The sequence below is a fragment of the Bacillus solitudinis genome, from assembly GCF_002797395.1.
Classification (GTDB): domain Bacteria; phylum Bacillota; class Bacilli; order Bacillales; family Bacillaceae_D; genus Halalkalibacter_A; species Halalkalibacter_A solitudinis.
In genome coordinates this window covers 1,099,067-1,122,566 of sequence record NZ_KZ454943.1, presented here as the reverse complement: position 1 = coordinate 1,122,566, position 23,500 = coordinate 1,099,067, and the positions used below count along the sequence as shown (strand labels likewise).

The following is a 23,500-nucleotide window of genomic DNA, read 5'->3' as shown; positions in this document are numbered from 1 at the left end:
CTAGATGAAAAATAGAAGGTGTAACTAGTTTGGAGGATAACATGGCTGATTCAAAGCTGATGCGGGGAACGATGGTACTCACCGCTGCTACACTAATTTCAAAGATATTAGGCTTTATTTATATTGTCCCATTCTCATTGATTGTCGGACAAACAGGTCTGGCTTTATATAATTATGGCTATATTCCATATACAGTTTTATTAAGCTTAGCTACATTAGGGGTGCCGCTAGCCGTCTCGAAGTTTGTCTCCAAATACCATTCACTAGGTGATTATGAAACCGGGCACCGATTATTCAAATCGGGGTTGCTGTTCATGTCAATAACAGGATTTTTTGCATTTCTAATTCTCTTTATTATGGCCCCTATTGTTGCCCCAATGGTTCTGCCGGAGGAAGTTCCTGGGGGGAATACACATGAAGGAGTGACATTTACAATTCGAATGGTCAGTGTAGCTTTACTGGTTGTGCCGGTGATGTCGATTATTCGTGGGTATTTTCAAGGGTTTCAATCAATGGGACCAACTGGCGTATCACAGGTCATCGAACAAATTGTTCGGATTGTATTTATTTTAGCTGTAACATTTTCAATTGTGAATATAGGTAATGGCAATCTACAATTGGCAGTGGGTTTTGCTACATTTGGAGCGTTTGTTGGAGCGCTTGGGGGACTTGGAGTTCTTCTTTATTACTGGATAAAGCGTCGGAAATCTATTTTAAAACAGGTTGAGGAAAGCCGAGTTCATCATAACCTGTCACTTAAGCAAATGTATAAAGAATTAATTTCTTATGCTTTGCCTTTGTCATTTGTAGGTTTGGCAATCCCTCTTTTTCAAACGATTGATACATTCACTATGAATGCGGCCCTGCAAAGTATTGGATTAAAAGAAGTGTCAGAAAAATTTTACGCGGTATTAACACTTTCCGTTCATAAAATTGTACTAATCCCGATGTCTCTTGCAACGGCTCTCTCGATTACGCTTGTCCCAACGATTACAAAGTCTTTTACGTCGGGCGATAAAGATGTGTTGCAAAAGCAAATTACACAAACTTATCAAATTATCTTATTTATTACTGTGCCGGCAGCTGTAGGAATGTCTGTACTTGCTTATCCTATTTTTGGCGCACTGTTTGATGTCACAGATTTAGAAATTGGTGGAATGATTCTTCGTTATTACGGGCCAATCACTTTGTTTTTTGCCATATTTTCAGTCACTTCAGCTATTTTGCAAGGAATGAATCGACAAAAGTATGCGGTGATTGCTTTAATCATTGGATTAGTGATTAAGCTGCTCTTAAACTATTTGATGTTGATAACTATCGGACCTTTAGGAGCTGTTTGGACCACATACCTTGGGTTTGGCGTAGCAATTGGTATAAACGTATGGGCGATTGGGAAGTTTGCTGAATTTCATTACATATATCTATTAAAAAGAACATTACTCATTTTAATTTTCTCAGGAATTATGGCGATAGCCGTAGTTATTGTTAATCAAGTATTACAACTAGTTATTACCCAGGATTCGATACTGAACAGCTTTATACTTCTTATTCTTGGTGTGTCTGTTGGAGGAGCAGTTTATTCGTATTTGGTTTATCGTTCTCGATTAGCGGAGAAAGTATTAGGACATCGTTTTCAATTTCTTAAAAAAAGGAAGCTGAAACAAGAGGAGTCATAAGTTAATTGTTTGAAAGGCATCATATTTGGAGATAGTAAAATAATGGTTGGTAACTCATTGACGTCTTCATTTTTCGTGAAGGCGTCTTTTTTTCTTTTATTAGAAAAGGATTTGGTAGTAGCGAACTAGAATAGGATGGCTAGCTACTTTTGTCAATATGATTTCGAAGATATAATATAGTTCATACTTTTCCCATAGTTTACATCATCATTTCATCCCAATAGAATTGTAAAAGTGATATAATAAACCAAGCAACCATCGGAGTTGGAGGGCGCGATGAAATATTCATTTAGAAAAGATAATGATTGGCTACTAATCGTCACCACGTTCCTTTTAGCGGGGTTTGGGTTGTTGATGGTATTTAGCTCAAGTTATGTGCAAGCAATTGACGATTATAACACGCCATATTTCTTTATTAAACGTCAGCTTATGTGGTTTGTCTTAGCAGGGATTGCATTTTTCTTTTTTATGCATTTTCCCTATAGACTTTACCGAAAACTGTCTCCGTTTATTATTATAGGATCTGTTATTGTCCTTATATTAGTACTTATCCCACAGCTTGGGGTCAATATTAATGGAGCACAACGTTGGATTAAAGTTGGCCCAATAAATGTACAGCCTTCTGAGTTTGTCAAAATAGGTATGATTATTTACTTAGCTCAAGTATATTCACAAAAACAAGCGTATATTGACCAATTTATAAAAGGTGTTTTGCCTCCGCTTGTCCTTGTTGGGATTATTTTTGGGTTAATTATGATGCAGCCTGATTTAGGAACCGCTACGTCTATTTTACTAGTAACGTTATTACTCGTTTTTTTCTCAGGAGCAAAATGGAGACATCTCATTGGTCTAGGAACTTTAGGTGCATCGATGTTTGTTCTATTAGCGATATCGGCTCCATATCGGCTGGAACGGCTAACCTCTTATTGGGATCCGTTTGCTGATCCATATGATACAGGACATCAATTAATACAATCCTATATTGCCATTTCTCATGGTGGATTCTCTGGGACTGGACTAGGTCAGAGTGTACAAAAGCTTCTCTATCTACCAGAACCTCATACCGATTTTATTTTAGCGATTATATCTGAGGAGTTAGGACTATTTGGGGTTCTGTATGTGTTTGTTTGTCATATGATTATCTTATTTAAGGGTGTGACGATTGGAACAAGATGTAAAAACCCATTCGGAAGTTTACTGGCCTTTGGGATTGTGTTTCAAATTGCCATACAGGTCGTATTTAATATCGGGGCCGTAACTGGTCTATTACCGATTACAGGAATTCCGTTACCTCTGGTTAGTAATGGAGGTTCATCCTTGCTTATTACGTTAGTTTCACTGGCCATTTTAGCGAACATTTCTCGAAATAATATTCGTCAAAGACGTCAAAATGCAGGTTCAGAGGAACAACTGTCAGCATAATGATTTGGAGGAAACAATGGAAGAACGTAAAACAAGTTTACAGCAGATAGATTATACTCTTTTATTTCTGTTGTTTATTCTCATGTGTTTTAGTTTATTAGCGATTTATAGTGGGTCAGGACAATATTTTTCCGATGACCCAACTTACTTTGTAAAAAGACAAGTAATATGGTTTATTATCGGATTTGTTGTGATGGTTTCCATGATGATCCTTGACTATGATTTAATGAAAAACTTTTCTACAGTATTTTATGCTATTGGAATTACCTTACTTTTATTAGTAAAGTTTTCACCACTTGGAATATTTAATAATGGATCGCAGCGTTGGTTGGATATTGGAGTGGCGGTAATACAGCCATCGGAATTTATGAAAATTTTTCTTATTATTGCTTTGGCTCATCTTCTCTTCAAAGTGACAACCCAAAGACGAGGAACCGGTATTAAAGCAGATATAATTGTTGTTGCAAAAATATTTGCTATTGGGTTACCTCCATTTATTTTAATATTAGACCAACCTGATTTAGGGACTGCTTTGGTTATTGCTAGCATAATGGCAACAATGTTATTGATGTCAGGTGTAGCATGGCGAATCCTCCTATTTCTAGGTCTATCATGTTTGCTTGGGTTAAGCATGCTCGTTTGGTTACACAATCATTATTTTGAGATTTTTTCAATCTTTATAAAAGGGCATCAGCTTGAAAGAATTTATGGTTGGCTTAGTCCCGAGGAACATTCAGCGGGGTTTGGCTATCAATTACTGCAAGCGATGAAAGGAATTGGTTCTGGTCAACTTTATGGTAGTGGTTATTTAAAAGGTGTGCAAACACAAAGTGATCAAATACCAGAAATTCATACTGACTTTATTTTCACGGTCATAGCTGAGGAGTTTGGCTTCATCGGTGCAACGGTTTTAATTGTTACGTATTTTTTGCTATTTTATCGTATGATTATTATTGCTCTAACGTGTAATAACTATTATGGAACGTATTTAGTAAGTGGCGTGATTGGTCTACTTGTATTCCAAGTGTTTCAGAACATTGCAATGACGATTGGTTTGATGCCAATTACAGGATTAGCATTACCATTTATAAGTTATGGGGGAAGTGCGCTTCTGACCAATATGCTTGCAGTTGGGATTGTCTTAAATGTTAGCATGAGGACGAGACATTATATGTTTGAAACTGAAGAAGCGGTATCTTAAGGAAAGGGTATTTCAAAAGGTCGAAACCTTTTGGGATGCCCCCTTTCTTTATTATGTTTAAAGGAGGGGTGGATGTGAATGTAGTAGTTGGGCCTGGAAGACTTGGTTTGGCATTAATACATATGATGAAAAAGGAAAACGTTTGGCTTTATGGGCGAACGCTATCGAGTGTCAATAAAATAATTCAACAGTATAAACATGTTAAGTCCTGTAGCAAGAAAGAACTACGTCATGCGAAGCGCCTGTTTGTATGTTTACCACAGAACGCATATCAATCATTTTTTCAAGAACATGCGATTGCTCATGGTGTTGAAATTTACCATTTCGCGACAGCTTTAAATATTGAATCTGTCAAAAAGATGACTGGCGGGAATATCATTCCTTGTAAGCTTGTCGGTCATGCAAACCAAATGAAAGAGGATAATCAAGGATTATTTGTTATTCCAGAGCAATATAAGTTGTATAAGGGGACGGTAAAAAGATTGTTTCCTAATGTGAGGATTGTAACGGGTGAAGAAATGGAAGCATTTGAAGCCAATAAATTAGCAACGGAAGCTAGTGTAACGATGATGATACAGTTAGAACAACGTATGAGGGAGGCAGGTCTTTCTAAGGAATTAGTTAGCCAATCATTATCACAAACAGTACGCGGAGTGACCAAAGCCTATGTTGATAACGATTTAGGAGGCTTTGCAAAGCGAATCGTTGAAGAAAAGGAGAAGGATGAATGAGGATTGATAAGTTACTAGCGAATATGGGATATGGAACGAGGAAGGAAGTAAAAAAGGTTTTAAAAACTGGTATAGTTCAAATTGATGGTGAACCAGTTAAGGATGCTAAAGCACAGGTTAAGCCTGAGGAACAAGTCGTTACGATTCATGGCGACGTAGTTCATTATCAACCTTATATCTATTTGATGTTAAACAAACCCAAAGGGGTTATTTCTGCAACAGAAGATGAAGAGCATGAAACGGTTATTGATTTATTAGCTTATGAGCACGCTCTATTTCAACCTTTTCCGGTTGGAAGGCTTGATAAGGATACAGAAGGTTTTCTGTTAATCACCAATGATGGGAAGTTTTCCCACGCATTAATGTCACCGAAACGACATGTCACAAAAACATATGTAGCGGTCATCAAGGGCGAAGTTACAGATGAGGATATTGTGGCGTTTAATGAGGGAGTTGTTTTGGATGATGGCTACCTAACAAAACCAGCACATTTAAAAATACTCTCACAAGCCGCTATTTCCGAAATTGAATTGACTATTACAGAAGGTAAATATCACCAGGTAAAGCGAATGTTTGAAGCGGTAGGGAAAAAAGTAACCGAACTTAAAAGAAAAGCGATTGGTGCTCTTGAGTTAGATTCCACTTTAAAATTAGGTGAGTATCGTGAACTTTCAGAAGAAGAATATGAACTGCTAATGGAGCGAGACTGAACAAAAACGACGATAGGCATAGCCTGTCGTCATTTTTGTAAGCGTATTATGAAACCCGAGTTTTTTTCTTTGTCACACTCCACTTACCACGCGTCGGGCTTTCAACGAGTTTATTATACTCAAGTACGTTTAAATCTCGTTGGATTGTCCGCTGAGTTATCCCGAACTCTTCAACTAATTCAGTCGTTGTGACAGTCCCCCTTTGTTTAATATACAGGTAGATAGACTTAATACGAGTCAGCATACGATCAGTTGAAGTTTTCAAAAAACCACTCCTTATTCATAATCATGACTAAATCCTAAAACAAGTCTATGCAGCAAGTTGCCACATCATGCAAGGTAACAATTTCATGTAGTCGAAGGGGGGCTTACCTTAGCTAGATTGGTTTCATTCGGCATTAGTTGATTTTTCTAAGTGAGAAGGGTAAGGTTGATAATAGTTTTTCTGTTTATTTAATATGTTGTGCCCTTGACAGTTTTATTTTACAATAATTCGGTTAATTTGGCAAAGCCTTGAGAGGTGAAAGGATATGCAAAACATTAATTGGCACGAGGAAGTTTTGAAGTGTAAGCCTGATTTAATTGCAAAAACTCAAGAATTTTTACGAATAGAAAGTGTGTTGGATCCCGCAACAGCCACAGCATCAAGGCCTTTTGGAGATGGAATTGAAAAAGCCTTGACCTATATGTTATCTAAAGGTAAAGAAGATAATTTTTCTGTTAAAAATATTGACCATTATGTGGGTTATGTAGAGTTTGGTAAAGGTCAGGAGTCAATTGGAGTCCTCTGCCACCTTGACGTCGTGCCAGCTGGTGACGGATGGACTACTCCTGCCTTCGCCGCTGACATACGTGAGGGACGAATTTATGCTAGAGGAGCTATCGATAATAAAGGCCCGATGATGGCAATTTACTTTGCAATGAAAATTGTTAAAGATCTCGATTTAGCTCTTTCCAAAAGAGTACGGTTAATACTAGGTACAGATGAAGAGAGTGATTGGCGTTGTGTTTCTCATTATTTCGCAAACGAAGAAATGCCAACAGTTGGATTTGCTCCTGATGCAGACTTTCCAATTATTTACGCTGAGAAAGGAATTGCGGACATCAAAGTTAGTTTTGCTAATGAAAAAAAAGGATTTACAGATGAAAGTTCTTTAGTACTTCTCGAGTTTGAAGCTGGTGAACGGCTGAATATGGTTCCTGAAGGTGCGGTTGCGGAAATTAAGGGAGAAATAGAAAGGCTAGAAGAGGTAGAGAAACAATTTCAAGAGTTTATTGTACAAAACGGAGAGGGATCCATCGTGCGTAAAAAGGACGTTCTAACGCTTAAATTCAAAGGGGAATCTGCTCATGGATCTACACCTGAAAGAGGAATAAATGCTGGGCTTCTCTTAGCCTTGTTTATCAATTCCTTACATCTTCAAAAAGATGCAAAGATATTTTTTGAATTTATTAATCTTCATTTAGTAAATGACCTACATGGGAAGAATCTTGGTATTTATCAGGAGGATAATATTTCAGGACCGTTAACTGTAAATGTTGGGATTTTGAAATTTAATGGACAACAAGGCCATTTAGGTTTGAATCTACGCTATCCTGTTACTGCAAAAGGGGAAGAGCTGATTAAGAATCTTTCAACTACGCTAACTCAGCAAAATAACTGGAGTTTAGAAATCATAAATCATATGGAACCAAGTTATGTGGAAAAGAATCACCCTCTTATCAAAACCTTAAAGACTGTTTACGAACGCCAAACGGGTGAGAAAGCAGAGTTGTTATCTATTGGGGGGGGAACCTATGCAAGGTCTTTGGATGTGGGTGTTGCGTTTGGTCCATTGTTTCCTAAGCGCGAGGATGTTGCTCATCGGAAAGATGAGTATATAGAAATAGATGACCTACTTAAGGCAACGGCAATTTACGCAGAGGCCATTTATGAATTAGCAAAGTAAATAGCAATAACTGACCATTTATTAGATTGAAATTTGGAAATAGCATTGTCGATTTTATTTTCTCTTGAGCCTGTCCCAAAAGGTCAAGTAAACCTTTTGGGAAGAACACTTAAGAGAATAAATCTGTTGAAAGATAACGTTCTCCTGTGTCGCAGGCGATCGCTACGACCACGTCGTCCGGCGATTGCTTTTTTGCGATTTCAATAGCTGCATAGCATGCAGCGCCTGAGGAAGGACCAACAAGAATGCCTTCCAATTTCGCTAAATCTCTAGCTGTTTGATAGGCCTGTTCATCAGTGATATTTCGAATTTCATCATAGACATGCTGATTTAAGATGGGAGGAATAAAGCCAGGGCTTGTCCCGACAAGTTTGTGAGGACCAGGCTCTCCACCGGATAATACAGGTGATCCCGCTGGCTCCACAACATGAACGGTCACATGGGGGTAGAATTTCTTTAACTCTTCACCTGTTCCTGTAATCGTCCCCCCTGTGCCAGAAGCTGCGACGAATGCAGATAAAGGCTTATTTAGTTGCTCTAATGCTTCTTTAATTTCAATAGCGGTAGTAAACCGATGGGCATATGGGTTTGCTTCATTTTCAAATTGCATAGGCATGTAACTATTAGGTATTTGATTGGTTAACTCGTAAGCTTTTTCAATTGCACCGGGCATTTTTTTAATACCTTCTGTTAACACCACCTCAGCTCCATAGGCCTTAAGAAGGTTAATTCTTTCTTGAGACATCGTATCCGGCATAACAAGGATTGCTTTATACCCTTTTGCAGCAGCGTTCATCGCTAATCCGATTCCTGTATTCCCACTTGTTGGTTCAATAATTGTGGACCCTTTCATAAGCAACCCATCTTGCTCAGCTTGAGTAATCATTTGATAGGCAGCTCGATCTTTGACACTCCCACTAGGATTTAACATTTCCATCTTTAAGTAAACTGTTGCACCAGTACGACTGGTGATTCGATTTAGTCGAACAAGTGGTGTTTGACCAATTAATTGAACAATGTTATCGACAATGAGGTTCATGTTCCACGTCTCCTTTACTATAATTTAAGTTTATCATAATAAATCTATGAAGTTCCACGTTAAGCCTTGGTTATGAAGCGTTATATTAAGTTAAAAGCTTCAAACGGGAGGAATTATGTTTAATAGTGGACGAATGCGGGAAAAGAAAAAGCAAGCAAGGAAATAAGAAAATAATAATTAAAGGGGTGTAACATATGTGGGCGTTACTCATTATACTTCTCGTATTATGGTTATTAGGCTTTGGTTTTGAGGTAGGGGGGAATCTCATACATATCCTCCTTGTCATAGCTTTAATTGTATTAATCTTCCGTCTCGTAACAGGAAGAAGAGCTTAGAAAAAGGGGTATTTCATGAGGGGTAACAACCTCTTTTGGAATACCCCTTTATTTGGTTTTCTTATACAAAGATATTACATTCCTAAAAGGTTTATTATTAAAAGGTTCTGCTCTTTGTATAACCTTTTTAATTATGTCTATTTTGGGACATAGTAATGACAGAAACCTTATTTGACTATAAAATAATCTCTAAGGGATGTGATTTTATCAAAGGTGCAAATTACTTTTTAGCGATTCCAGTATCACACAAGCTAAAAAAGGAGCTACAAGATTTCATGGAGACAAGTAGTGAATATTTAACATTTGATCGCTGGATTCATCATGAGGATTTACATATCACCTTAGCTTTTTTAGGAAGTTGCTCTAATCAACAAGTTGAAGCCGTAAATAATGCTTGTTACAAACTTGACACAGTGGAACCCTTCACACTAACACTAGACAAGTTGGGGACTTTTGGAAGGTCAAGTGATCCGCGCATCTTTTGGGCGGGCGTTTTGAAATCAGAGCCATTGTCTATACAACGAGCAAAAGTGTTTGAAGCGATGGAGAAGCTAGGGTTTTCTCTCGATCAACGCCCCTTTGCTCCACATATTACGTTAGCAAGGAAATGGAAAGGCAACGATCCATTTAGTAATGCGATTCTCTCTTCTTTAAACATTCCTACTAATAAATGGAATGTAGAAGAATATGTACTATACAAGACAAATATGAACACAAGACCAATGTATGAGGTAATTGAGCGCTTCCGCATTTTAGGGAAGGGGCAGTAAAGTGAAGATTGTAAAAACTTTTTTCCAAATCCTTATGTTATATGGCTTTTACCTAATTGGTGTGTGGATTAAAGATGGGTTAGAAATATTCATTCCTGGAAGCATAATTGGCATGTTATTATTGTTTCTTTGTCTTTATTTTAAACTAATACCAACTAATTTTCTTGAGGCGGGCACATCACTACTTCTTCGCCATATGCCACTTTTATTTATTCCTGTAACGGTTGGGGTACTAAATTTTCTCGATTTATTTTTCAGTAAAGGGATCGGACTATTCTTTATTGCGATGATTAGTACGTTGCTTGTAATGGGTGTAACAGGGCTGGTGTCACAGACACTGATTCGAAAAAAGGAGTTAAACTCATGAATTCTCTAATGATTGGATTAATCTCTATCTTGTTTACTCTCCTTATCTACATAGCAGCAATAAAGTTATATAAACATTATCGTTATCCGTTTACGTTTCCTTTGTTAGTGGCGACCATTTTTATTGTAAGTTTGTTCCTTATAGTAGGAATACAGTATGAAACCTATTATATTGGCGGGCAATGGATTGAACGACTGTTAGGTCCTGCAGTAGTTGCCTTGGCCTTTCCGCTATATAAACAACTACACATGTTAAAGTCTTTTTTTGTGCCCCTTATTGTTGGAGTCCTGGTTGGGGCGGTGACAGGTATTATTAGTGGTATAATATTAGCTGATTGGCTTGGCTATGACGAAGGAATTATTTATTCTATGCTTCCCAAATCAGTTACAGCACCTGTTGCCATGGACATTGCACATACGCTTGGTGGAATACCTTCGCTTACAGCGGTTTTTGTTATGTTTGCGGGGTTAGGAGGGGCTGTTCTTTCGCCTTATTGCTTTCGAATGTTTCGATTAACTAATGAAGTAGCAAAAGGAGTGGGAATTGGTACAGCTTCCCATGCAATTGGGACGGCGAAAATTTTGGAGACGAGTGAAGAAGCCGGTGCAGCAAGCTCTGTTGCAATGATAGTTAGTGCGGTTGTGGTCTCAATTATTGGCCCCTTGCTTGTAATTCTCCTTTATTAATTCTATGAAACTATCAACTAATGCCACCTTTAATGGGGTTAGGCTGGAGGTTTGACCGTGGCGCATTTAATTAAACTAGAAGATTATATTTCACGTTATCAATTTGATTTAAATCGCTATCCTAGTCAGTTTGCGAGAATGAAAAAAGAACGTTGGTACTATTTGAAATCTGAATGGGAGCAAAATCAGCAGTATGATGGTAAAGAAGAAGATACAGAAGAAGCATTGATAGACGATGAAAAGGGATTTGTTTCAAAGGCAATGCAACGTTTAAAAAACTGGAACAAACCTAGTCAATTTCAAACTGATGTTAATGAAAATACGGATAAGGAAAATCATCTTCAATCTTTAAGCTTAGCTCAGCTGAAAACCAAGTTTCTAGATGAGATATTTTCTTCACAACTTCGTTGGGCTAGCTCTTCGTTGTTGGAGGAATCGGTACTTCATCCTAGGTACCAATATGATAAATGGCTTCGCTTTTTTACAGAACATTTCCCTGATAACTATTTTTTAATGTATAAGCCAGTATTTTATATCAAAAAGGCTCGAATTGAGCTTGATATTCTGTTAATTAGTCCTACAGAGCTCATTTGTTTAACAATATTAGAAGGTAATGAGTTAAGTGTATTTGAAGCAAATTCTGATCGTTTTTGGACTGAGTATGTTGAAAAGACGAGAAAAAAAAGACTAAGTCCACTCTTATCTTTAACGAGAATGACAGGTGTGATAAAGCCGCTTTTAGATTCAGCAAATATTCATTTTCCAATTCGAAATATCGTATTTTGTCCAAACAGCATTATTGATAATAAAGTACAAGGTGTAAAGGTTGAATTTATTGATAAACGAACATTTGAAGTTTGGAAAGAAAAACAAAGAAAGCATCCTTCGCCTTTGAAACATGACCAACTAAAAGTGACCAATCTTTTATTAAGTTATTGCTTCACAACCTCATCCAAACGTGAGGGGGAAGATGCGTGACTATTCGAGAGAGCAGTAATTGCTCATTGATTATTAAAGCAAAGCCCTTTATAATGAGCAAAGTGTAAACTTAAGGTAGGAGGGTCAGTCATGAGACGGAAATCAGACTCAGTGTTTGATTTGATTAGCCCTGAAGATTTCATCTGGCGTGTTAGAAGGGTTTCGAATTGGCTCGGTGCATCTGAATTCATGATCGAGCTTGAAGGAATTGATGGATGTGTGAGCTTTGGGGATTCAATAACTGCTGCAAAGCTTGGCTTGGAAGAAGCCCTTGAATTATGGATTCGCCATCATGGAGAATCTCTGCTACCAGAGAGTTGTTCGGGCGCTCAAATTATTTTATTAGAGCCTCAGATGAGTGAAGAAGAAGTTCTATATTTGAATACAGAATTAAAAAAGTTGACATAAAAAAAATCGATCCAATTGGTCGATTTTTTTTATGTCACATATAATTTTTTTAATAAAGGAACGTATAAATTTTCTGAGTGATTATAGAGGAGCTATGGATCCACACCCTGTGCGTCACAAGAAAAACGCCTGTAAAGGACTTAAAACCTGGCAGTGGCTCCGTTACATTGCTATAAAAAGGCTACGCCGCCTTTTTATGAAAAAGCTACCGTTTTATTTCCGTGTACGATAATTTGGTCGTTCGTGTGCCAAGCCACAGCTCGTGCAAGTGCGATTCTTTCTATGTTACGACCAGCCACACGAAGTTGATCTACTGTGTAACGATGGTTTACACGAAGAACATCTTGTTCAATGATTGGTCCTTCATCTAAGTCATCTGTCACGTAATGAGCAGTAGCTCCAATTAACTTTACTCCTCGTTCAAATGCCTTAGCATAAGGATTTGCGCCAATAAAAGCTGGAAGAAACGAGTGATGAATATTAATGATTTTGTGAGGGAACGTTTCAACAAAATGCGATGAAAGAATTTGCATATAACGTGCTAGCACAATAAAATCAATATCATGTTCTAATAATAAATCAATGGCTTGTTGTTCTGCTTCACGCTTATTGTCTTTATTAATTTTTAAATAGTAAAATGGAATTCCATATGCTTCCACTTCTTTTCGATTGTCTTCATGATTGCTAATAACTAAAGGAATATCAACATGAAGTTCTCCTGCACGCCATTTCCAAAGTAATTCTAACAGACAATGATCTTCTTTTGAAACGAAAATTGCCATTTTTTTCTTGCGATGAGCAAGCTCCATTTGCCAATTCATTGAGAATGTTTTGGCTATTGCTTCAAAAGCAGATTTTAATTCAGAGAACAGTTGACCTTCTTTCTGAATATCAAATTCGATCCTCATAAAAAACATTCCACCTTCTGGATCGGTAGAATATTGGTCTGACTGAACGATATTGGCTTGATACTTATGAAGAAATGTTGAAACAGCAGAGACAATACCAGGGCGGTCATGGCATGCTATTAATAGTCGTGCACGATTTAAGGGTGTTTCCTTTAACATCTTACTTCCTCCGTTCATATTTGCCTTAGCGTGCGAAGATAAATAAAATCTATTATGAACAGTTTGTGTCTTATTATCATAATTATAAGATGTTAACACGTTCGGAATGTTTTTTTGAAGCAACAAATGGCTCCTGATTTAAATTCCTGTTTATTTATTCACACGTAAGAGTAATTCTTAAGCAGCTTGCCCAATATGATTTAAATCAAGATAGGGGGTGCTTTCATCATTGAAGCAAAAGAACCGATGGTCTGTCAATTATCTTTTCAAAAAAGCTGAATTGATTCAGATGAATTCTATAAAAGTTACATTTAATTGTGTGGTGAGAGCAGAAGACTTGCCGAAACTTCATATTCTAAGTGAAGGAAGTACAGTAAACATTAAGGAAGTTAAGGCTGGGAAGGAGCATCTATATATCACGTTGGTTAATCCTTATCCGATTGGAAAGGAATGTTATCTGTTGTATGGAGAAAGCAGCTGCTTGATTGAACTAACAGATGTGGTGCGAACAAAAGCATTTGATCAACTGTTTTACTACGATGGAGAGGATTTAGGGGCAGTTTATTCGGAAAATCAAACAACCTTTACATGCTGGGCTCCAACAGCTATAGAGGCAAGGCTGGTTCTTTATAAAAATTGGTTTACAGAAGAGAAGGAGATCTTTTCTTTTAGACGTGAGGATAGAGGGATTTGGCGCTTTTCTCTCGAGGGAGATCGAAATCTAGAGTGGTACCATTTTGAGGTTTTAGTAAACGGCGCTTGGAATGTAGCTGTGGATCCTTATGCGAGGTTTGTTTCAGTAAATGGTGAGCGAGCAATGATAGGCAATATGGAAGAAACGAATCCTACACATTGGCCTATTGCCTTAAATAATATATCGAAAAGTGAAACGATAATATATGAATTGCACATTCGCGATTTTACAATCGGAAAAAATAACGGAATAAGACATAAGGGACTATTTTTAGGCTTAACTGAAAATGAAACAGTCGATAAGGAGGGGCGGGAAACAGGTCTTACGTATATTCGACAATTAGGAGTCACTCATATTGAGTTATTGCCTGTTAATGATTATGGAAGTGTCGATGAGTCGAATTGCTGGGATAGCTATAACTGGGGGTATGACCCTATTCATTATTATGCTCCTGAAGGAAGTTATGCAACGGACCCATATAATGGCTATTCAAGAGTAAATGAGCTAAAGCAATTGATTGCAGCTTGCCACAGACAACAGTTGCGCGTCATTTTAGATGTAGTGTTTAATCATATTTACATATGGGAGTTGTCTCATTTTGAAAAACTCGTTCCAGGTTACTTTTTTCGTCATGATGAAAATGGAAATATCAGCAATGGAACGGGTGTAGGTAACGACTTAGCAACTGAACGGCAAATGGTACAGAAATATATTGTGGATTGTGTATGCTTTTGGGTAAAGGAATATAATATTGACGGTTTGCGTTTCGATTTGATGGGCATTCTCGATGTCAAAACGATGCAAAAAGTTGCTACAGCTGTAGAAAGGATCAAGCCCGGTTTTTTTCTTCTTGGAGAAGGTTGGGATTTGCCAACAGCATTAGCAGAAAATAAACGAGCAACAATGCGCCAAGCAAAGGAACTTCCGACCATTGGGTTCTTTCAAGACCAGTTTCGTGATGCAATAAAAGGCAGTACGTTTCATGAAACCAATCAAGGGTTTTGTAACGGAAATGGAACAGTTCTTTCCCAAATAATGGGAGGGGTTTCTGGGAGTGAGCACCTATTTCTAACTCCTCAGCAAGCCATTCATTATGTGGAGTCTCATGATAATCATACACTTTGGGATAAGCTAACTTTGTCTTTACCAGGAGAAACAAACGTCCTAAAAAAGAAACGCCATCGTTTAGCAACCTCAATTGTATTATTAGCGCAGGGAATTCCATTTTTACACGCAGGACAGGAATTTTTTCGAACAAAATACGGTGTCGAGAATAGTTATAATTCACCAGATTGGATTAATCAATTTGATTGGGAACGAAGAGGGAAGTTCGAAGATACGGTTGAATTTGTGAAAGGGTTAATATCTATCAGACGTTCACATCGTGCTTTTACATTCTCCACATACTCACAAATAAACAAGCATTTCAAATGGATCGAGACGAGCGCTCACTGCGTTGCTTATGAATTACATCAAGTGGGGGAATTCGGAACATGGGATCGGGTTGTAGTTATTCATAATGCTTCGATTGAGAAACAAGGTATCCGATTGCCCTTAGAGGGAGATTGGAAAGTTCTCGTTGACGAGCACCAAGCTTCTTTGATACCATTATATACATTATACAATGCCGGTAGTGTAAAAGTAGCAGCATTTTCAACGCTTGTATGCGTTGTGTAGTAAAAATGAGCAGAGTCAAGCGGTTAATCTCTGCTCTCTTTATGTTTGATATCAGCCTGTTAAGATTCCGGAGTCTATATACGAAAGCTATAGGAAATTGAGGGTGAATTGGTTGGAAATGTTCTTAGGAGAAGGCTGGAAGGTAAAACCAGCTGGAGGTGCAACGGGAGAAGCATATATAGCCCAGCAAGGTGACCAGAAGGTTTTTTTGAAGCGCAATTCTTCACCCTTTCTCGCGGTTCTTTCTGCCGAAGGGATTGTTCCAAAGTTACTTTGGACTAGGAGATTAGAAAATGGTGATGTGCTTACAGCGCAACGCTGGGTGCAAGGTCGGGAATTAAAGTCCTTTGAGATGAAGGAACGCATGGTAGCAGAACTTCTGGCTAAAATACATCGTTCGAGTGAATTACTCTCTATGTTTAAGCGGATAGGGAATGAACCGTTAACACCAGATGTCATTATTCAAGAGTTAAGAAAAAAATTAGAGGATTATAAAGTGGAAGACGTAACCATTGAATTAGGAATGCGTTATCTGACTGATAAAATTGAGGACGTTCAATATCATAAATATGTAGTGTGTCATTGTGATATTAATCATAACAACTGGATGCTAACAGAAGAAGACCATCTCTATTTAATTGATTGGGATGGGGCGAAGGTTGGCGATCCCGCCTTGGACTTAGGTTTATTACTATACTCCTATATACCAGAAACAGATTGGGTGCACTGGTTACAGCAATATGGTTTGGACTTAGAAGATGGGCTTCTTGAACGAATGCATTGGTATGTTGTTTCACAAACGATTTCAGTGCTCCTATGGCACTTTGAACGAAATCAAGTTGAGCAAGCAGACCATTTTAAAGAATACCTAAAGTCATTACTGTAAGAAGAAAATGAACAATTATTTTAAGGATGATTCAAATTGACCATTTGAATCATCCTTTTATTATGCTTGCTTTGTTTATTCGGAGATAACATTTAGCCATTGATCAACAAATTCCTTCTCAAAAGGATCGTGATTTATTTTGTGAACCTGCTGCATTTCTTGCAGAGACTGCTGGATACTTGGACTAAAGTGTATTTCTGTGACTAGATTAGAAAGCAGACGTTCTATTTGCTCTGCTTCATCTGTCGACATGTATTGTTCGACCGATTGATTTTGGAGTAAATCGCGAAGTAAGCCAAGCTTATCATAATTTGACATCGTCATAGTTCTCTCGCTCCTTTAAACAGTTAATCAGTTTTTTTTATCATCTCTCATAGGTCACGTGAGTATACGAGGACAAACCTTCCATATACAATCTGAGGGGAACACGTTATAATACTTGTTTGAGTAATAGTATAAGGAGTGGTAAGGTTGCGTTTGCGTCACAAGCCTTGGGCTAAACAAGAGATGGATAAAGTTCCACATATCGTCATACCTAATCCTACGGAATGTAAAGGTAACTGGCATGAGGTATTCGGAAATGAAAACCCAATTTATGTTGAAGTTGGAACGGGTAAGGGACAGTTTTTAACAGGAATGGGGAAAGTGCATCCTGACATTAATTTTATCGGTATTGAGAAATATGACAGTGTTCTTGTGACGGCAATGGAACGGATAAAGGAAACAGGTCAACCCAATGTTAAATTCATCAATAAAGATGTTGAGGGATTGGAAGACTTCTTTGCTGAGAATGAAATTGACCGCGTGTTTATTAACTTTACCGATCCTTGGCCTAAAAATAAGCATGAAAAACGTAGATTAACATATGAGCGATTCCTAAAGCTTTACGAGCGCATTTTAAAGCCAGGAAAAGAAGTACATTTGAAAACGGATAATCAAGGTCTATTTGAGTATTCTTTACACAGTTTCTCAAAATATGGAATGATTCTTGAAAATATAAGTCTTGATCTTCACAAGAGCCAGCTTGAAGGCAATGTAATGACTGAATACGAAGAAAAATTCTCTCGGAAAAATATGAGAATATTCCGTTGTGAAGCGGTGTTTAGGGATTAAGAATGTCAAGCAGTAACGGAAAATGAATAAAAGTTATACTTAAAGCGAAGAGGGTGTCTTTAGGAAGACACCCTCTTCGCTTTATTGAAAAGGGGAATTGATATAAAATGACAATAAAGAGTTTCTATTTGGAGGGCGTATGAACGTGGAAGCAATCAGTAGAAAAAAGCTAACGATTTCTTGGTTAAATGGAGGCGAGGTCAATTTAGATGGTGGTGCAATGTTTGGTGTAGTGCCAAAACCTCTTTGGAGTAAAAGATATCCTCCCAATGACTTGAATCAAGTCAAAACAAGTACCGACCCTATTTTGATTCAAAAGGACGGATTTCATATTCTTGTTGACGCTGGGATAGGTAAAGGACGTTTTACAGAAAAACAAAAAAGAAATTATGGTGTAACTAAAGAATCATTCGTCAAAGAAGAATTAGAAAAATTAAACCTTTCTACAGCAGATATCGATTTCGTTATTATGACTCATCTTCATTTCGACCATGCAACAGGCCTAACAAAGAATAGAAATGGGATCGAGATTCCATTCTTTGAAAACGCTATAATTATCGTATCTGAAGTTGAATGGTATGAAATGAAACAACCAAATATTCGTTCGAGAAATACTTATTGGGAAAAGAATTGGAAACCAATACAAGATAAAGTAAGAACATTTGTAGATGAAATTGAAGTCATTCCTGGTCTGAAAATGATTCATACTGGGGGGCATAGCGCGGGGCACTCCATTGTAATAGTTAATCATGAGAATGAAATGTTTGTTCATCTAGCTGACATATTACCTACGCATGCGCATGAAAATGTGCTATGGGTTACAGCTTATGATGATTACCCGTTACAGACGATTTCTGAAAAGCAAAAGTGGAAAGACTTTATCTTAAAACATGATGCATGGATTTTGTTTTATCATGATTACAAGTATCGGGCAATAAAATGGGATGAGACAGGAAACCTCATCGACTCAATTAAACGGAAAGGATAAAAAGAAAAAGAGCTCTTAGTGTGTTCAGAAAAAGGGGTTCCTTTTTAGACAACACGCTCTCTAAGGCTCTCTCACCAGTTATTTCGTTAATTCTAATAATGTTCCTGTTTTTGTATCAACTAAAAATTCATACTGCAAGGTTCCGGATTCATCCTTGATGGATACACCCCCACGGTATACTTCATAGGGGATTTGATGTCGTTCTAGTTGTTCAGGTATCATATGAATCCATGATCCTTGAATGTCATAAGTTGATGTAAGTGTTTTTTTAACTTGCTTCAATGCTTGTTCAGGACTGATTTTATCCCCTGATATAGTTGGACGAAGAATATAGCCTGCAGCTAGTCCAATTCCAATTCCCAATAATAGTCGTTTAATCGCCATGTTTATTCACCCTTTCGTTTTAACTGTTCTAGTATGTGATATATTGGTTACAATTGATTCAATTATAACGGAAAGAATGTCTTTTTCAAAACGACCGGAGAATGTCGAAGGTTTAATGGAAATTCAAAGTCGGTTTAGCTAAACTAAAAGCAGATAAAAGTGAAGGGGGATATCTATGAATAAGGAGACACTTAATTTATTTAAAACCTTAACTGAGCTCCAAGGTGCACCAGGATTTGAACATGAGATTCGAAACTTTGTGCGTACAGAGCTTACAAAATACACGGATGAATTTGTTCAAGACAAGTTAGGTAGTATTTTTGGAGTGAAAAGAGGAAGTGAAGAAGGCCCAACAGTAATGGTTGCTGGTCATATGGATGAGGTAGGATTTATGGTTACCTCTATAAATGAAAAAGGTCTCATTAAGTTTCAAACGCTTGGTGGATGGTGGAGTCAAGTTCTCCTAGCGCAGCGAGTTCAGATTATCACCACAAACGGTCCTGTTATAGGTGTTATAGGGTCGACACCACCGCATCTTCTTGAAGAGTCACAACGTACGAAACCAATGCCTCTTAAGCAAATGTACATAGATATCGGAGCGGATGATAAGCAGGATGCTCTGCAAAGTGGTGTTAAGCCAGGACAACAAATTGTTCCTATCTGTCCATTTACACCGTTAGCTAACAAAAAGAAAATTCTAGCCAAAGCTTGGGATAACCGCTATGGCGTTGGGTTAGCTATCGAACTGCTTAAAGAACTAAAGGAGGTTTCTTTGCCTAATGTCCTTTATTCTGGAGCCACTGTTCAGGAAGAAGTTGGTTTACGCGGAGCAGCGACAGCGGCAAATATGATTGACCCCGATGTGTTTTATGCCTTGGATGCAAGTCCAGCAAACGATGCAACCGGTGGCAAGGATGCGTTTGGACATTTAGGAAAAGGAGCGCTTCTACGTATATTTGATGGTTCAATGATTACCCATAGGGGAATGAGAGAATTTATCTTAGATACAGCTGAAACGAAGAAAATACCTTATCAATATTTTGTTTCTCCTGGTGGGACTGATGCTGGACGCGTTCATATGTCGGGGAACGGAGTCCCTTCAGCCGTGATTGGTATTTGTTCTAGATACATCCATACAGCAGCTTCAATGATCCATACCGATGATTATGCAGCAGCGAAAGAGTTAATTGTTGAACTTGTGAAAAAGACAGACCGAACAACAATGGAGACAATTTCAAAAATGGTTTAATAAATAGAACGGTTCACCGGGGGAGAATCGTTTTTTAAAAAGTGATGAAGAGCATCGGTTCCCCACATTGCCACATGAAAAAGCTGCTGCGTAGCTTTTCTTAACGAAAGGGTGTAAAAAGTGAAACTAGCTGTTGGTACAAAAAATCCAGCAAAGGTCCATTCCGTGCAAGAAGTATTCATAAGAGAACCGTATACAATTATTAGTGTTGATGTTCCATCAGAAGTATCGAATCAACCATTTTCTGATGAAGAAACAATGCAAGGCGCAATTAATCGCGCCAAAGCTAGTCTTGAAATCGTTACGGATGCTTATTTAGGAATAGGGCTTGAAGGCGGGGTAACGGAGACATCGACAGGGTTGATGTTATGTAACTGGGGTGCTCTTACTAACCAATCGGGTACAGTGTGGGTTGCAGGTGGAGCAAAGCTACCTCTTCCTCACGATATAGAAAAGGATCTTCTCAAAGGTAACGAGCTAGGTGATGTAATGGCCCGCTATATGAAAAATAAAGATAGTAGAAAAAAGGAAGGGGCCGTAGGGGTTCTGACAGATGGAATGATATCTCGTAAAGATATGTTTGCGCATATTGTTAGAATTCTCTATGGACAATTTCGCTATGGCACCAATACAGTAAGACATTAAGAAGATTGTTTAAATTAGAAAAGTTAAGACATTTGGTCAATTCTTATTAACCTGCAATAAGATTTAGGAGGTTTACAGTTGAAAACATTTCTTGAGAGAAAGGGCGTTCATCTTTCGTGGCGAGTGTATATTATTACTGCATTAAGTCATATGGCGTTAGGGCTATTTTCTTCCCTCATTATTGGTTTAATTATACGGACGATTGGTGAACAATTAGGTTGGTTAGTGTTTCAAGAAGTAGGACAGCTTGCAATGGACCTAATGGGACCTGCAATTGGTGTAGCTGTGGCTGTTGGGTTGAAGGCCCCTCGACTTGTCATTTTCTCGGCCGTTGTCAGCGGGGCAGCAGGGGTTGCTCTCGGCGGTCCAGCAGGTGGTTTTATTGCAGCATTAATTTCAACTGAAATAGGAAAACTTGTGTCACAGGAGACAAAAGTGGATATTATTGTGACCCCGTTTGTAACAATATTTACAGGTTTTCTGATCGCCTCTTCGGTGGGACCGGGAATTCAACTTGGCATGCGGTCACTAGGAAGTCTTATTATGTGGGCTACTGAACAGCAGCCAATTGTAATGGGAGTTGTTATTGCTGTGCTAATGGGATTAGCTTTAACAGCGCCTATTTCTAGTGCTGCCCTTGCGATTATGCTAGAGTTAGAAGGAATTGCAGCAGGAGCAGCTACGGTGGGGTGTGCTGCGCAGATGGTTGGCTTTGCAGTAAGTAGCTACCGGGAAAATGGTTGGTCTGGTCTTATTTCCTTAGGAATTGGAACATCGATGTTACAAGTTCCAAACATTGCTAGGAATCCTCTTATCTTAATCCCACCAACGATAGCAGGGGCTATTCTAGGTCCAGTGTCAACCATTGGCTTTGGGATGACCAACGTTAAAGAAGGTGCTGGGATGGGGACAAGCGGCTTTGTTGGACCGATCATGACATTTGCTGATATGGGCTTATCTACAAATGTTATAATCGCAGTAGCCATCTTACAATTTATTGCACCTGCCCTCATTAGTTTGTTATTATCGGAATGGTTACGTAAAATTGGTTTAATACGTCTAGGAGATATGAAAATTGAACAGTCTTAATTTAAAGGAGAGAAGAATATGGAGTTATTAAAAAGTATTGAGCAATTTAGGGAATTATCAGAAAAGGAAACCGTTGTATTTTTATTTTCAGCGGATTGGTGCCCAGACTGCAAAGTGATAGAACCAGTCCTTCCGCGCATTGAAGCGGATTTCCCGATATTCTCATTTTATTATGTGAATAGAGATGAATTTATTGATCTTTGTGGAGAACTTGATATTTTCGGAATTCCAAGTTTTCTTGTCTATGCTAATGGAGAAGAAGTAGACCGTTTCGTAAGTAAGGATCGCAAAACTCAGGAAGAAATTGAGGCTTTCTTAACTAAAGCAGAATCGAAGAGTGTGTAAAGGTCAGACATCTTAAGAAATGAAAACTTTTTGTTCCGAATGGGAGAGGTGATTTCTCTTTTTTTTGAGAGCTACGCATCATACTTGCTTGGTCATTACTCCATTTTGGTAAGTTTTTATGTAAAGTTTCAAACCCTATTTTCATGACTATCAGGGTGTCACAGGCCTTTCTCCTTGTGACATCCTCTTTTCGCGCATCGGAGCGTGAAACATTTGACCTCTAAGTAGAAAATGGTAAACTTGATACGTGTGAAGGAGAGGATTTTCATGGAATTACGTGAATTCAGAAAAGAAATAGAAAGTAAACTGACTCGAGAAGGGTGGGGTCTTTCTTACGATCATAAGGAAGCTACACTAAGAATTGAAAATATAGAGATAAAAAAAGGTGTTACGGTTGCCTTAAAACCATTACTTGCAAAATGGGAACGGAACGAGTTTGATTCAATTGATGAAGTGATTCGTTATGTTGAAATAGGTTTAGAGGCGATGAGTAGTGAAGCCGAGCTGATTGGAAATGAAAAAAAGATATTTCCGGTTATTCGTGCAACATCTTTTCCTGAAGAGACAAACGACGGACGAAAACTAATATTTGATGAACATACAGCAGAAACCCGGGTATACTACGCCTTAGATCTGGGAGAATCCTATACACTGATAGATGAAGACACGATGAAGAAAAACGGATTGACAGCGGAAAGACTAAAAGAAACGGCATTGTTTAATGTAAGGTCTCTTCCTCAACCTATTAAAGAGGATATAGTAGCAGGTAATACGTTTTATTTTTTGAGAGCGAAAGATGGGTACGATGCCAGTAGAGTCCTTGATCACTCTTTACTTGAGGGAATGGCTCAAAAGGTGGAAGGACAATTGGCTGTTGCGATTCCTCATCAAGACGTGTTAATCTTTGCTGATATTATTAACGACACTGGTTATGATGTTTTAGCACAAATTGCTCTGCAGTTTTTTGGACAAGGACGCGTTCCAGTTACAGCACTTCCGTTTCTTTATGAGAATGGGGAGCTAGAGCCAACCTTTATTCTTGCACAAAAAAAACCTAAATCCTAACATGGATTAACGATAAGGAGATAGAA

Annotated in this window: 26 protein-coding genes; 21 read left to right on the top strand and 5 right to left on the bottom strand. The window is 38.2% G+C overall.

The annotated features are described in order from the left end of the window. Positions 1 to 41: 41 nt before the first annotated feature. From CEF19_RS05550 to CEF19_RS05530, 5 genes are all read left to right on the top strand, one after another. A complete protein-coding gene (locus CEF19_RS05550; protein WP_100405164.1) occupies positions 42 to 1,676 on the top strand; it encodes a putative polysaccharide biosynthesis protein in 1,635 nt (544 codons plus the stop codon). A 276-nt stretch (positions 1,677 to 1,952) separates the two neighbouring features. Then, the gene (gene ftsW / locus CEF19_RS05545; RefSeq protein ID WP_100405163.1) at positions 1,953 to 3,098 is read left to right on the top strand and encodes a putative lipid II flippase FtsW; all 1,146 of its coding nucleotides are present in this window, start codon (positions 1,953 to 1,955) and stop codon (positions 3,096 to 3,098) included. Between the two features lie 16 nt (positions 3,099 to 3,114). Next, positions 3,115 to 4,299 (top strand): rod shape-determining protein RodA, encoded by a 1,185-nt coding sequence (gene rodA / locus CEF19_RS05540; RefSeq protein WP_100405162.1) that lies wholly within the window; start codon positions 3,115 to 3,117, stop codon positions 4,297 to 4,299. 74 nt (positions 4,300 to 4,373) lie between these two features. Further along, positions 4,374 to 5,030, top strand: coding sequence for a hypothetical protein (locus tag CEF19_RS05535; RefSeq protein WP_100405161.1), 657 nt, complete (start codon positions 4,374 to 4,376; stop codon positions 5,028 to 5,030). After that, a complete protein-coding gene (locus CEF19_RS05530) occupies positions 5,027 to 5,740 on the top strand; it encodes a pseudouridine synthase (protein WP_100405160.1) in 714 nt (237 codons plus the stop codon). Before CEF19_RS05535 ends, CEF19_RS05530 begins: the two co-directional genes overlap by 4 nt. 46 nt (positions 5,741 to 5,786) lie before the next feature. On the opposite strand, the gene CEF19_RS05525 is transcribed toward CEF19_RS05530, so the two are convergent. Beyond that, on the bottom strand, positions 5,787 to 6,005 hold the full coding sequence (locus tag CEF19_RS05525) for a DeoR family transcriptional regulator (RefSeq protein ID WP_198510242.1): 219 nt from the start codon (positions 6,003 to 6,005) through the stop codon (positions 5,787 to 5,789). 265 nt (positions 6,006 to 6,270) lie between these two features. On the opposite strand from CEF19_RS05525, the gene pepV reads away from it, so the two are divergent. After that, positions 6,271 to 7,689 carry a dipeptidase PepV gene (pepV, locus tag CEF19_RS05520; RefSeq protein WP_100405159.1) on the top strand — a complete coding sequence of 473 codons (1,419 nt, stop codon included), beginning with the start codon at positions 6,271 to 6,273 and terminating at the stop codon, positions 7,687 to 7,689. 109 nt (positions 7,690 to 7,798) lie between these two features. Here the strand turns inward: pepV and cysK are convergent, their stop codons facing one another. Further along, complete coding sequence (cysK, locus tag CEF19_RS05515; protein ID WP_100405158.1) at positions 7,799 to 8,728, bottom strand: cysteine synthase A; 930 nt, start codon at positions 8,726 to 8,728, stop codon at positions 7,799 to 7,801. A gap of 194 nt (positions 8,729 to 8,922) precedes the next feature. On the opposite strand from cysK, the gene CEF19_RS23065 reads away from it, so the two are divergent. The 6 genes from CEF19_RS23065 to CEF19_RS05490 all read left to right on the top strand — a co-directional run bounded on the left by CEF19_RS23065 (position 8,923) and on the right by CEF19_RS05490 (position 12,272). Beyond that, positions 8,923 to 9,063: a lmo0937 family membrane protein gene (locus CEF19_RS23065; protein ID WP_157800885.1), complete on the top strand. Its 141-nt coding sequence runs from the start codon at positions 8,923 to 8,925 to the stop codon at positions 9,061 to 9,063. A gap of 155 nt (positions 9,064 to 9,218) precedes the next feature. Further along, positions 9,219 to 9,833 carry an RNA 2',3'-cyclic phosphodiesterase gene (thpR, locus tag CEF19_RS05510; protein WP_100405157.1) on the top strand — a complete coding sequence of 205 codons (615 nt, stop codon included), beginning with the start codon at positions 9,219 to 9,221 and terminating at the stop codon, positions 9,831 to 9,833. Position 9,834: 1 nt separating this feature from the next. Beyond that, the gene (locus CEF19_RS05505; protein ID WP_100405156.1) at positions 9,835 to 10,200 is read left to right on the top strand and encodes a CidA/LrgA family protein; all 366 of its coding nucleotides are present in this window, start codon (positions 9,835 to 9,837) and stop codon (positions 10,198 to 10,200) included. Next, positions 10,197 to 10,886, top strand: a complete 690-nt coding sequence (locus CEF19_RS05500; protein ID WP_100405155.1) for an LrgB family protein — start codon at positions 10,197 to 10,199, stop codon at positions 10,884 to 10,886. Before CEF19_RS05505 ends, CEF19_RS05500 begins: the two co-directional genes overlap by 4 nt. A gap of 57 nt (positions 10,887 to 10,943) precedes the next feature. Beyond that, positions 10,944 to 11,864, top strand: coding sequence for a hypothetical protein (locus tag CEF19_RS05495; protein WP_100405154.1), 921 nt, complete (start codon positions 10,944 to 10,946; stop codon positions 11,862 to 11,864). Between the two features lie 90 nt (positions 11,865 to 11,954). After that, positions 11,955 to 12,272: a type II toxin-antitoxin system HicB family antitoxin gene (locus tag CEF19_RS05490; protein WP_100405153.1), complete on the top strand. Its 318-nt coding sequence runs from the start codon at positions 11,955 to 11,957 to the stop codon at positions 12,270 to 12,272. A 194-nt stretch (positions 12,273 to 12,466) separates the two neighbouring features. Here the strand turns inward: CEF19_RS05490 and purU are convergent, their stop codons facing one another. Next, the gene (purU, locus tag CEF19_RS05485) at positions 12,467 to 13,339 is read right to left on the bottom strand and encodes a formyltetrahydrofolate deformylase (RefSeq protein WP_100408218.1); all 873 of its coding nucleotides are present in this window, start codon (positions 13,337 to 13,339) and stop codon (positions 12,467 to 12,469) included. A gap of 229 nt (positions 13,340 to 13,568) precedes the next feature. On the opposite strand from purU, the gene pulA reads away from it, so the two are divergent. Both pulA and CEF19_RS05475 read left to right on the top strand, forming a co-directional pair. Then, positions 13,569 to 15,710, top strand: coding sequence for a type I pullulanase (pulA, locus tag CEF19_RS05480; RefSeq protein WP_100405152.1), 2,142 nt, complete (start codon positions 13,569 to 13,571; stop codon positions 15,708 to 15,710). A gap of 97 nt (positions 15,711 to 15,807) precedes the next feature. After that, positions 15,808 to 16,596, top strand: a complete 789-nt coding sequence (locus CEF19_RS05475) for a phosphotransferase family protein (protein WP_157800884.1) — start codon at positions 15,808 to 15,810, stop codon at positions 16,594 to 16,596. 75 nt (positions 16,597 to 16,671) lie between these two features. Here the strand turns inward: CEF19_RS05475 and CEF19_RS05470 are convergent, their stop codons facing one another. After that, positions 16,672 to 16,920, bottom strand: coding sequence for a YtzH-like family protein (locus CEF19_RS05470; protein WP_100405151.1), 249 nt, complete (start codon positions 16,918 to 16,920; stop codon positions 16,672 to 16,674). Positions 16,921 to 17,067: 147 nt separating this feature from the next. On the opposite strand from CEF19_RS05470, the gene trmB reads away from it, so the two are divergent. Both trmB and CEF19_RS05460 read left to right on the top strand, forming a co-directional pair. Next, positions 17,068 to 17,709: a tRNA (guanosine(46)-N7)-methyltransferase TrmB gene (gene trmB / locus CEF19_RS05465; RefSeq protein WP_100405150.1), complete on the top strand. Its 642-nt coding sequence runs from the start codon at positions 17,068 to 17,070 to the stop codon at positions 17,707 to 17,709. A gap of 145 nt (positions 17,710 to 17,854) precedes the next feature. Next, positions 17,855 to 18,697 (top strand): YtnP family quorum-quenching lactonase, encoded by an 843-nt coding sequence (locus CEF19_RS05460; protein ID WP_406565378.1) that lies wholly within the window; start codon positions 17,855 to 17,857, stop codon positions 18,695 to 18,697. 78 nt (positions 18,698 to 18,775) lie between these two features. On the opposite strand, the gene CEF19_RS05455 is transcribed toward CEF19_RS05460, so the two are convergent. Next, positions 18,776 to 19,081, bottom strand: a complete 306-nt coding sequence (locus CEF19_RS05455; protein ID WP_100405148.1) for a PepSY domain-containing protein — start codon at positions 19,079 to 19,081, stop codon at positions 18,776 to 18,778. Between the two features lie 175 nt (positions 19,082 to 19,256). Here CEF19_RS05455 and CEF19_RS05450 point away from each other — a divergent pair, with 175 nt between their 5' ends. From CEF19_RS05450 to CEF19_RS05430, 5 genes are all read left to right on the top strand, one after another. After that, positions 19,257 to 20,330, top strand: a complete 1,074-nt coding sequence (locus tag CEF19_RS05450) for a M42 family metallopeptidase (protein ID WP_100405147.1) — start codon at positions 19,257 to 19,259, stop codon at positions 20,328 to 20,330. A gap of 120 nt (positions 20,331 to 20,450) precedes the next feature. Beyond that, positions 20,451 to 20,975: a DUF84 family protein gene (locus CEF19_RS05445; protein ID WP_100405146.1), complete on the top strand. Its 525-nt coding sequence runs from the start codon at positions 20,451 to 20,453 to the stop codon at positions 20,973 to 20,975. A 78-nt stretch (positions 20,976 to 21,053) separates the two neighbouring features. After that, a complete protein-coding gene (locus CEF19_RS05440) occupies positions 21,054 to 22,064 on the top strand; it encodes a PTS sugar transporter subunit IIC (protein WP_100405145.1) in 1,011 nt (336 codons plus the stop codon). A gap of 18 nt (positions 22,065 to 22,082) precedes the next feature. After that, positions 22,083 to 22,409, top strand: coding sequence for a thioredoxin family protein (locus CEF19_RS05435; protein ID WP_100405144.1), 327 nt, complete (start codon positions 22,083 to 22,085; stop codon positions 22,407 to 22,409). Positions 22,410 to 22,676: 267 nt separating this feature from the next. Continuing rightward, positions 22,677 to 23,474 carry a DUF1444 domain-containing protein gene (locus tag CEF19_RS05430; protein ID WP_100405143.1) on the top strand — a complete coding sequence of 266 codons (798 nt, stop codon included), beginning with the start codon at positions 22,677 to 22,679 and terminating at the stop codon, positions 23,472 to 23,474. Positions 23,475 to 23,500: the final 26 nt, after the last annotated feature.

Bases quoted from the DNA above. Each gene is read 5' to 3' on its own strand.
- CEF19_RS05530 (WP_100405160.1), top strand. From the start codon at position 5,027: ATGAGGATTGATAAGTTACTAGCGAATATGGGATATGGAACGAGGAAG.
- CEF19_RS05430 (WP_100405143.1), top strand. From the start codon at position 22,677: ATGGAATTACGTGAATTCAGAAAAGAAATAGAAAGTAAACTGACTCGA.
- ftsW (WP_100405163.1), top strand. From the start codon at position 1,953: ATGAAATATTCATTTAGAAAAGATAATGATTGGCTACTAATCGTCACC.
- rodA (WP_100405162.1), top strand. From the start codon at position 3,115: ATGGAAGAACGTAAAACAAGTTTACAGCAGATAGATTATACTCTTTTA.
- CEF19_RS05550 (WP_100405164.1), top strand. From the start codon at position 42: ATGGCTGATTCAAAGCTGATGCGGGGAACGATGGTACTCACCGCTGCT.
- CEF19_RS05450 (WP_100405147.1), top strand. From the start codon at position 19,257: ATGAATAAGGAGACACTTAATTTATTTAAAACCTTAACTGAGCTCCAA.
- CEF19_RS05490 (WP_100405153.1), top strand. From the start codon at position 11,955: ATGAGACGGAAATCAGACTCAGTGTTTGATTTGATTAGCCCTGAAGAT.
- CEF19_RS23065 (WP_157800885.1), top strand. From the start codon at position 8,923: ATGTGGGCGTTACTCATTATACTTCTCGTATTATGGTTATTAGGCTTT.
- CEF19_RS05435 (WP_100405144.1), top strand. From the start codon at position 22,083: ATGGAGTTATTAAAAAGTATTGAGCAATTTAGGGAATTATCAGAAAAG.
- pepV (WP_100405159.1), top strand. From the start codon at position 6,271: ATGCAAAACATTAATTGGCACGAGGAAGTTTTGAAGTGTAAGCCTGAT.
- CEF19_RS05470 (WP_100405151.1), bottom strand. From the start codon at position 16,920: ATGACGATGTCAAATTATGATAAGCTTGGCTTACTTCGCGATTTACTC.
- CEF19_RS05500 (WP_100405155.1), top strand. From the start codon at position 10,197: ATGAATTCTCTAATGATTGGATTAATCTCTATCTTGTTTACTCTCCTT.
- cysK (WP_100405158.1), bottom strand. From the start codon at position 8,728: ATGAACCTCATTGTCGATAACATTGTTCAATTAATTGGTCAAACACCA.
- CEF19_RS05455 (WP_100405148.1), bottom strand. From the start codon at position 19,081: ATGGCGATTAAACGACTATTATTGGGAATTGGAATTGGACTAGCTGCA.
- thpR (WP_100405157.1), top strand. From the start codon at position 9,219: ATGACAGAAACCTTATTTGACTATAAAATAATCTCTAAGGGATGTGAT.
- purU (WP_100408218.1), bottom strand. From the start codon at position 13,339: ATGTTAAAGGAAACACCCTTAAATCGTGCACGACTATTAATAGCATGC.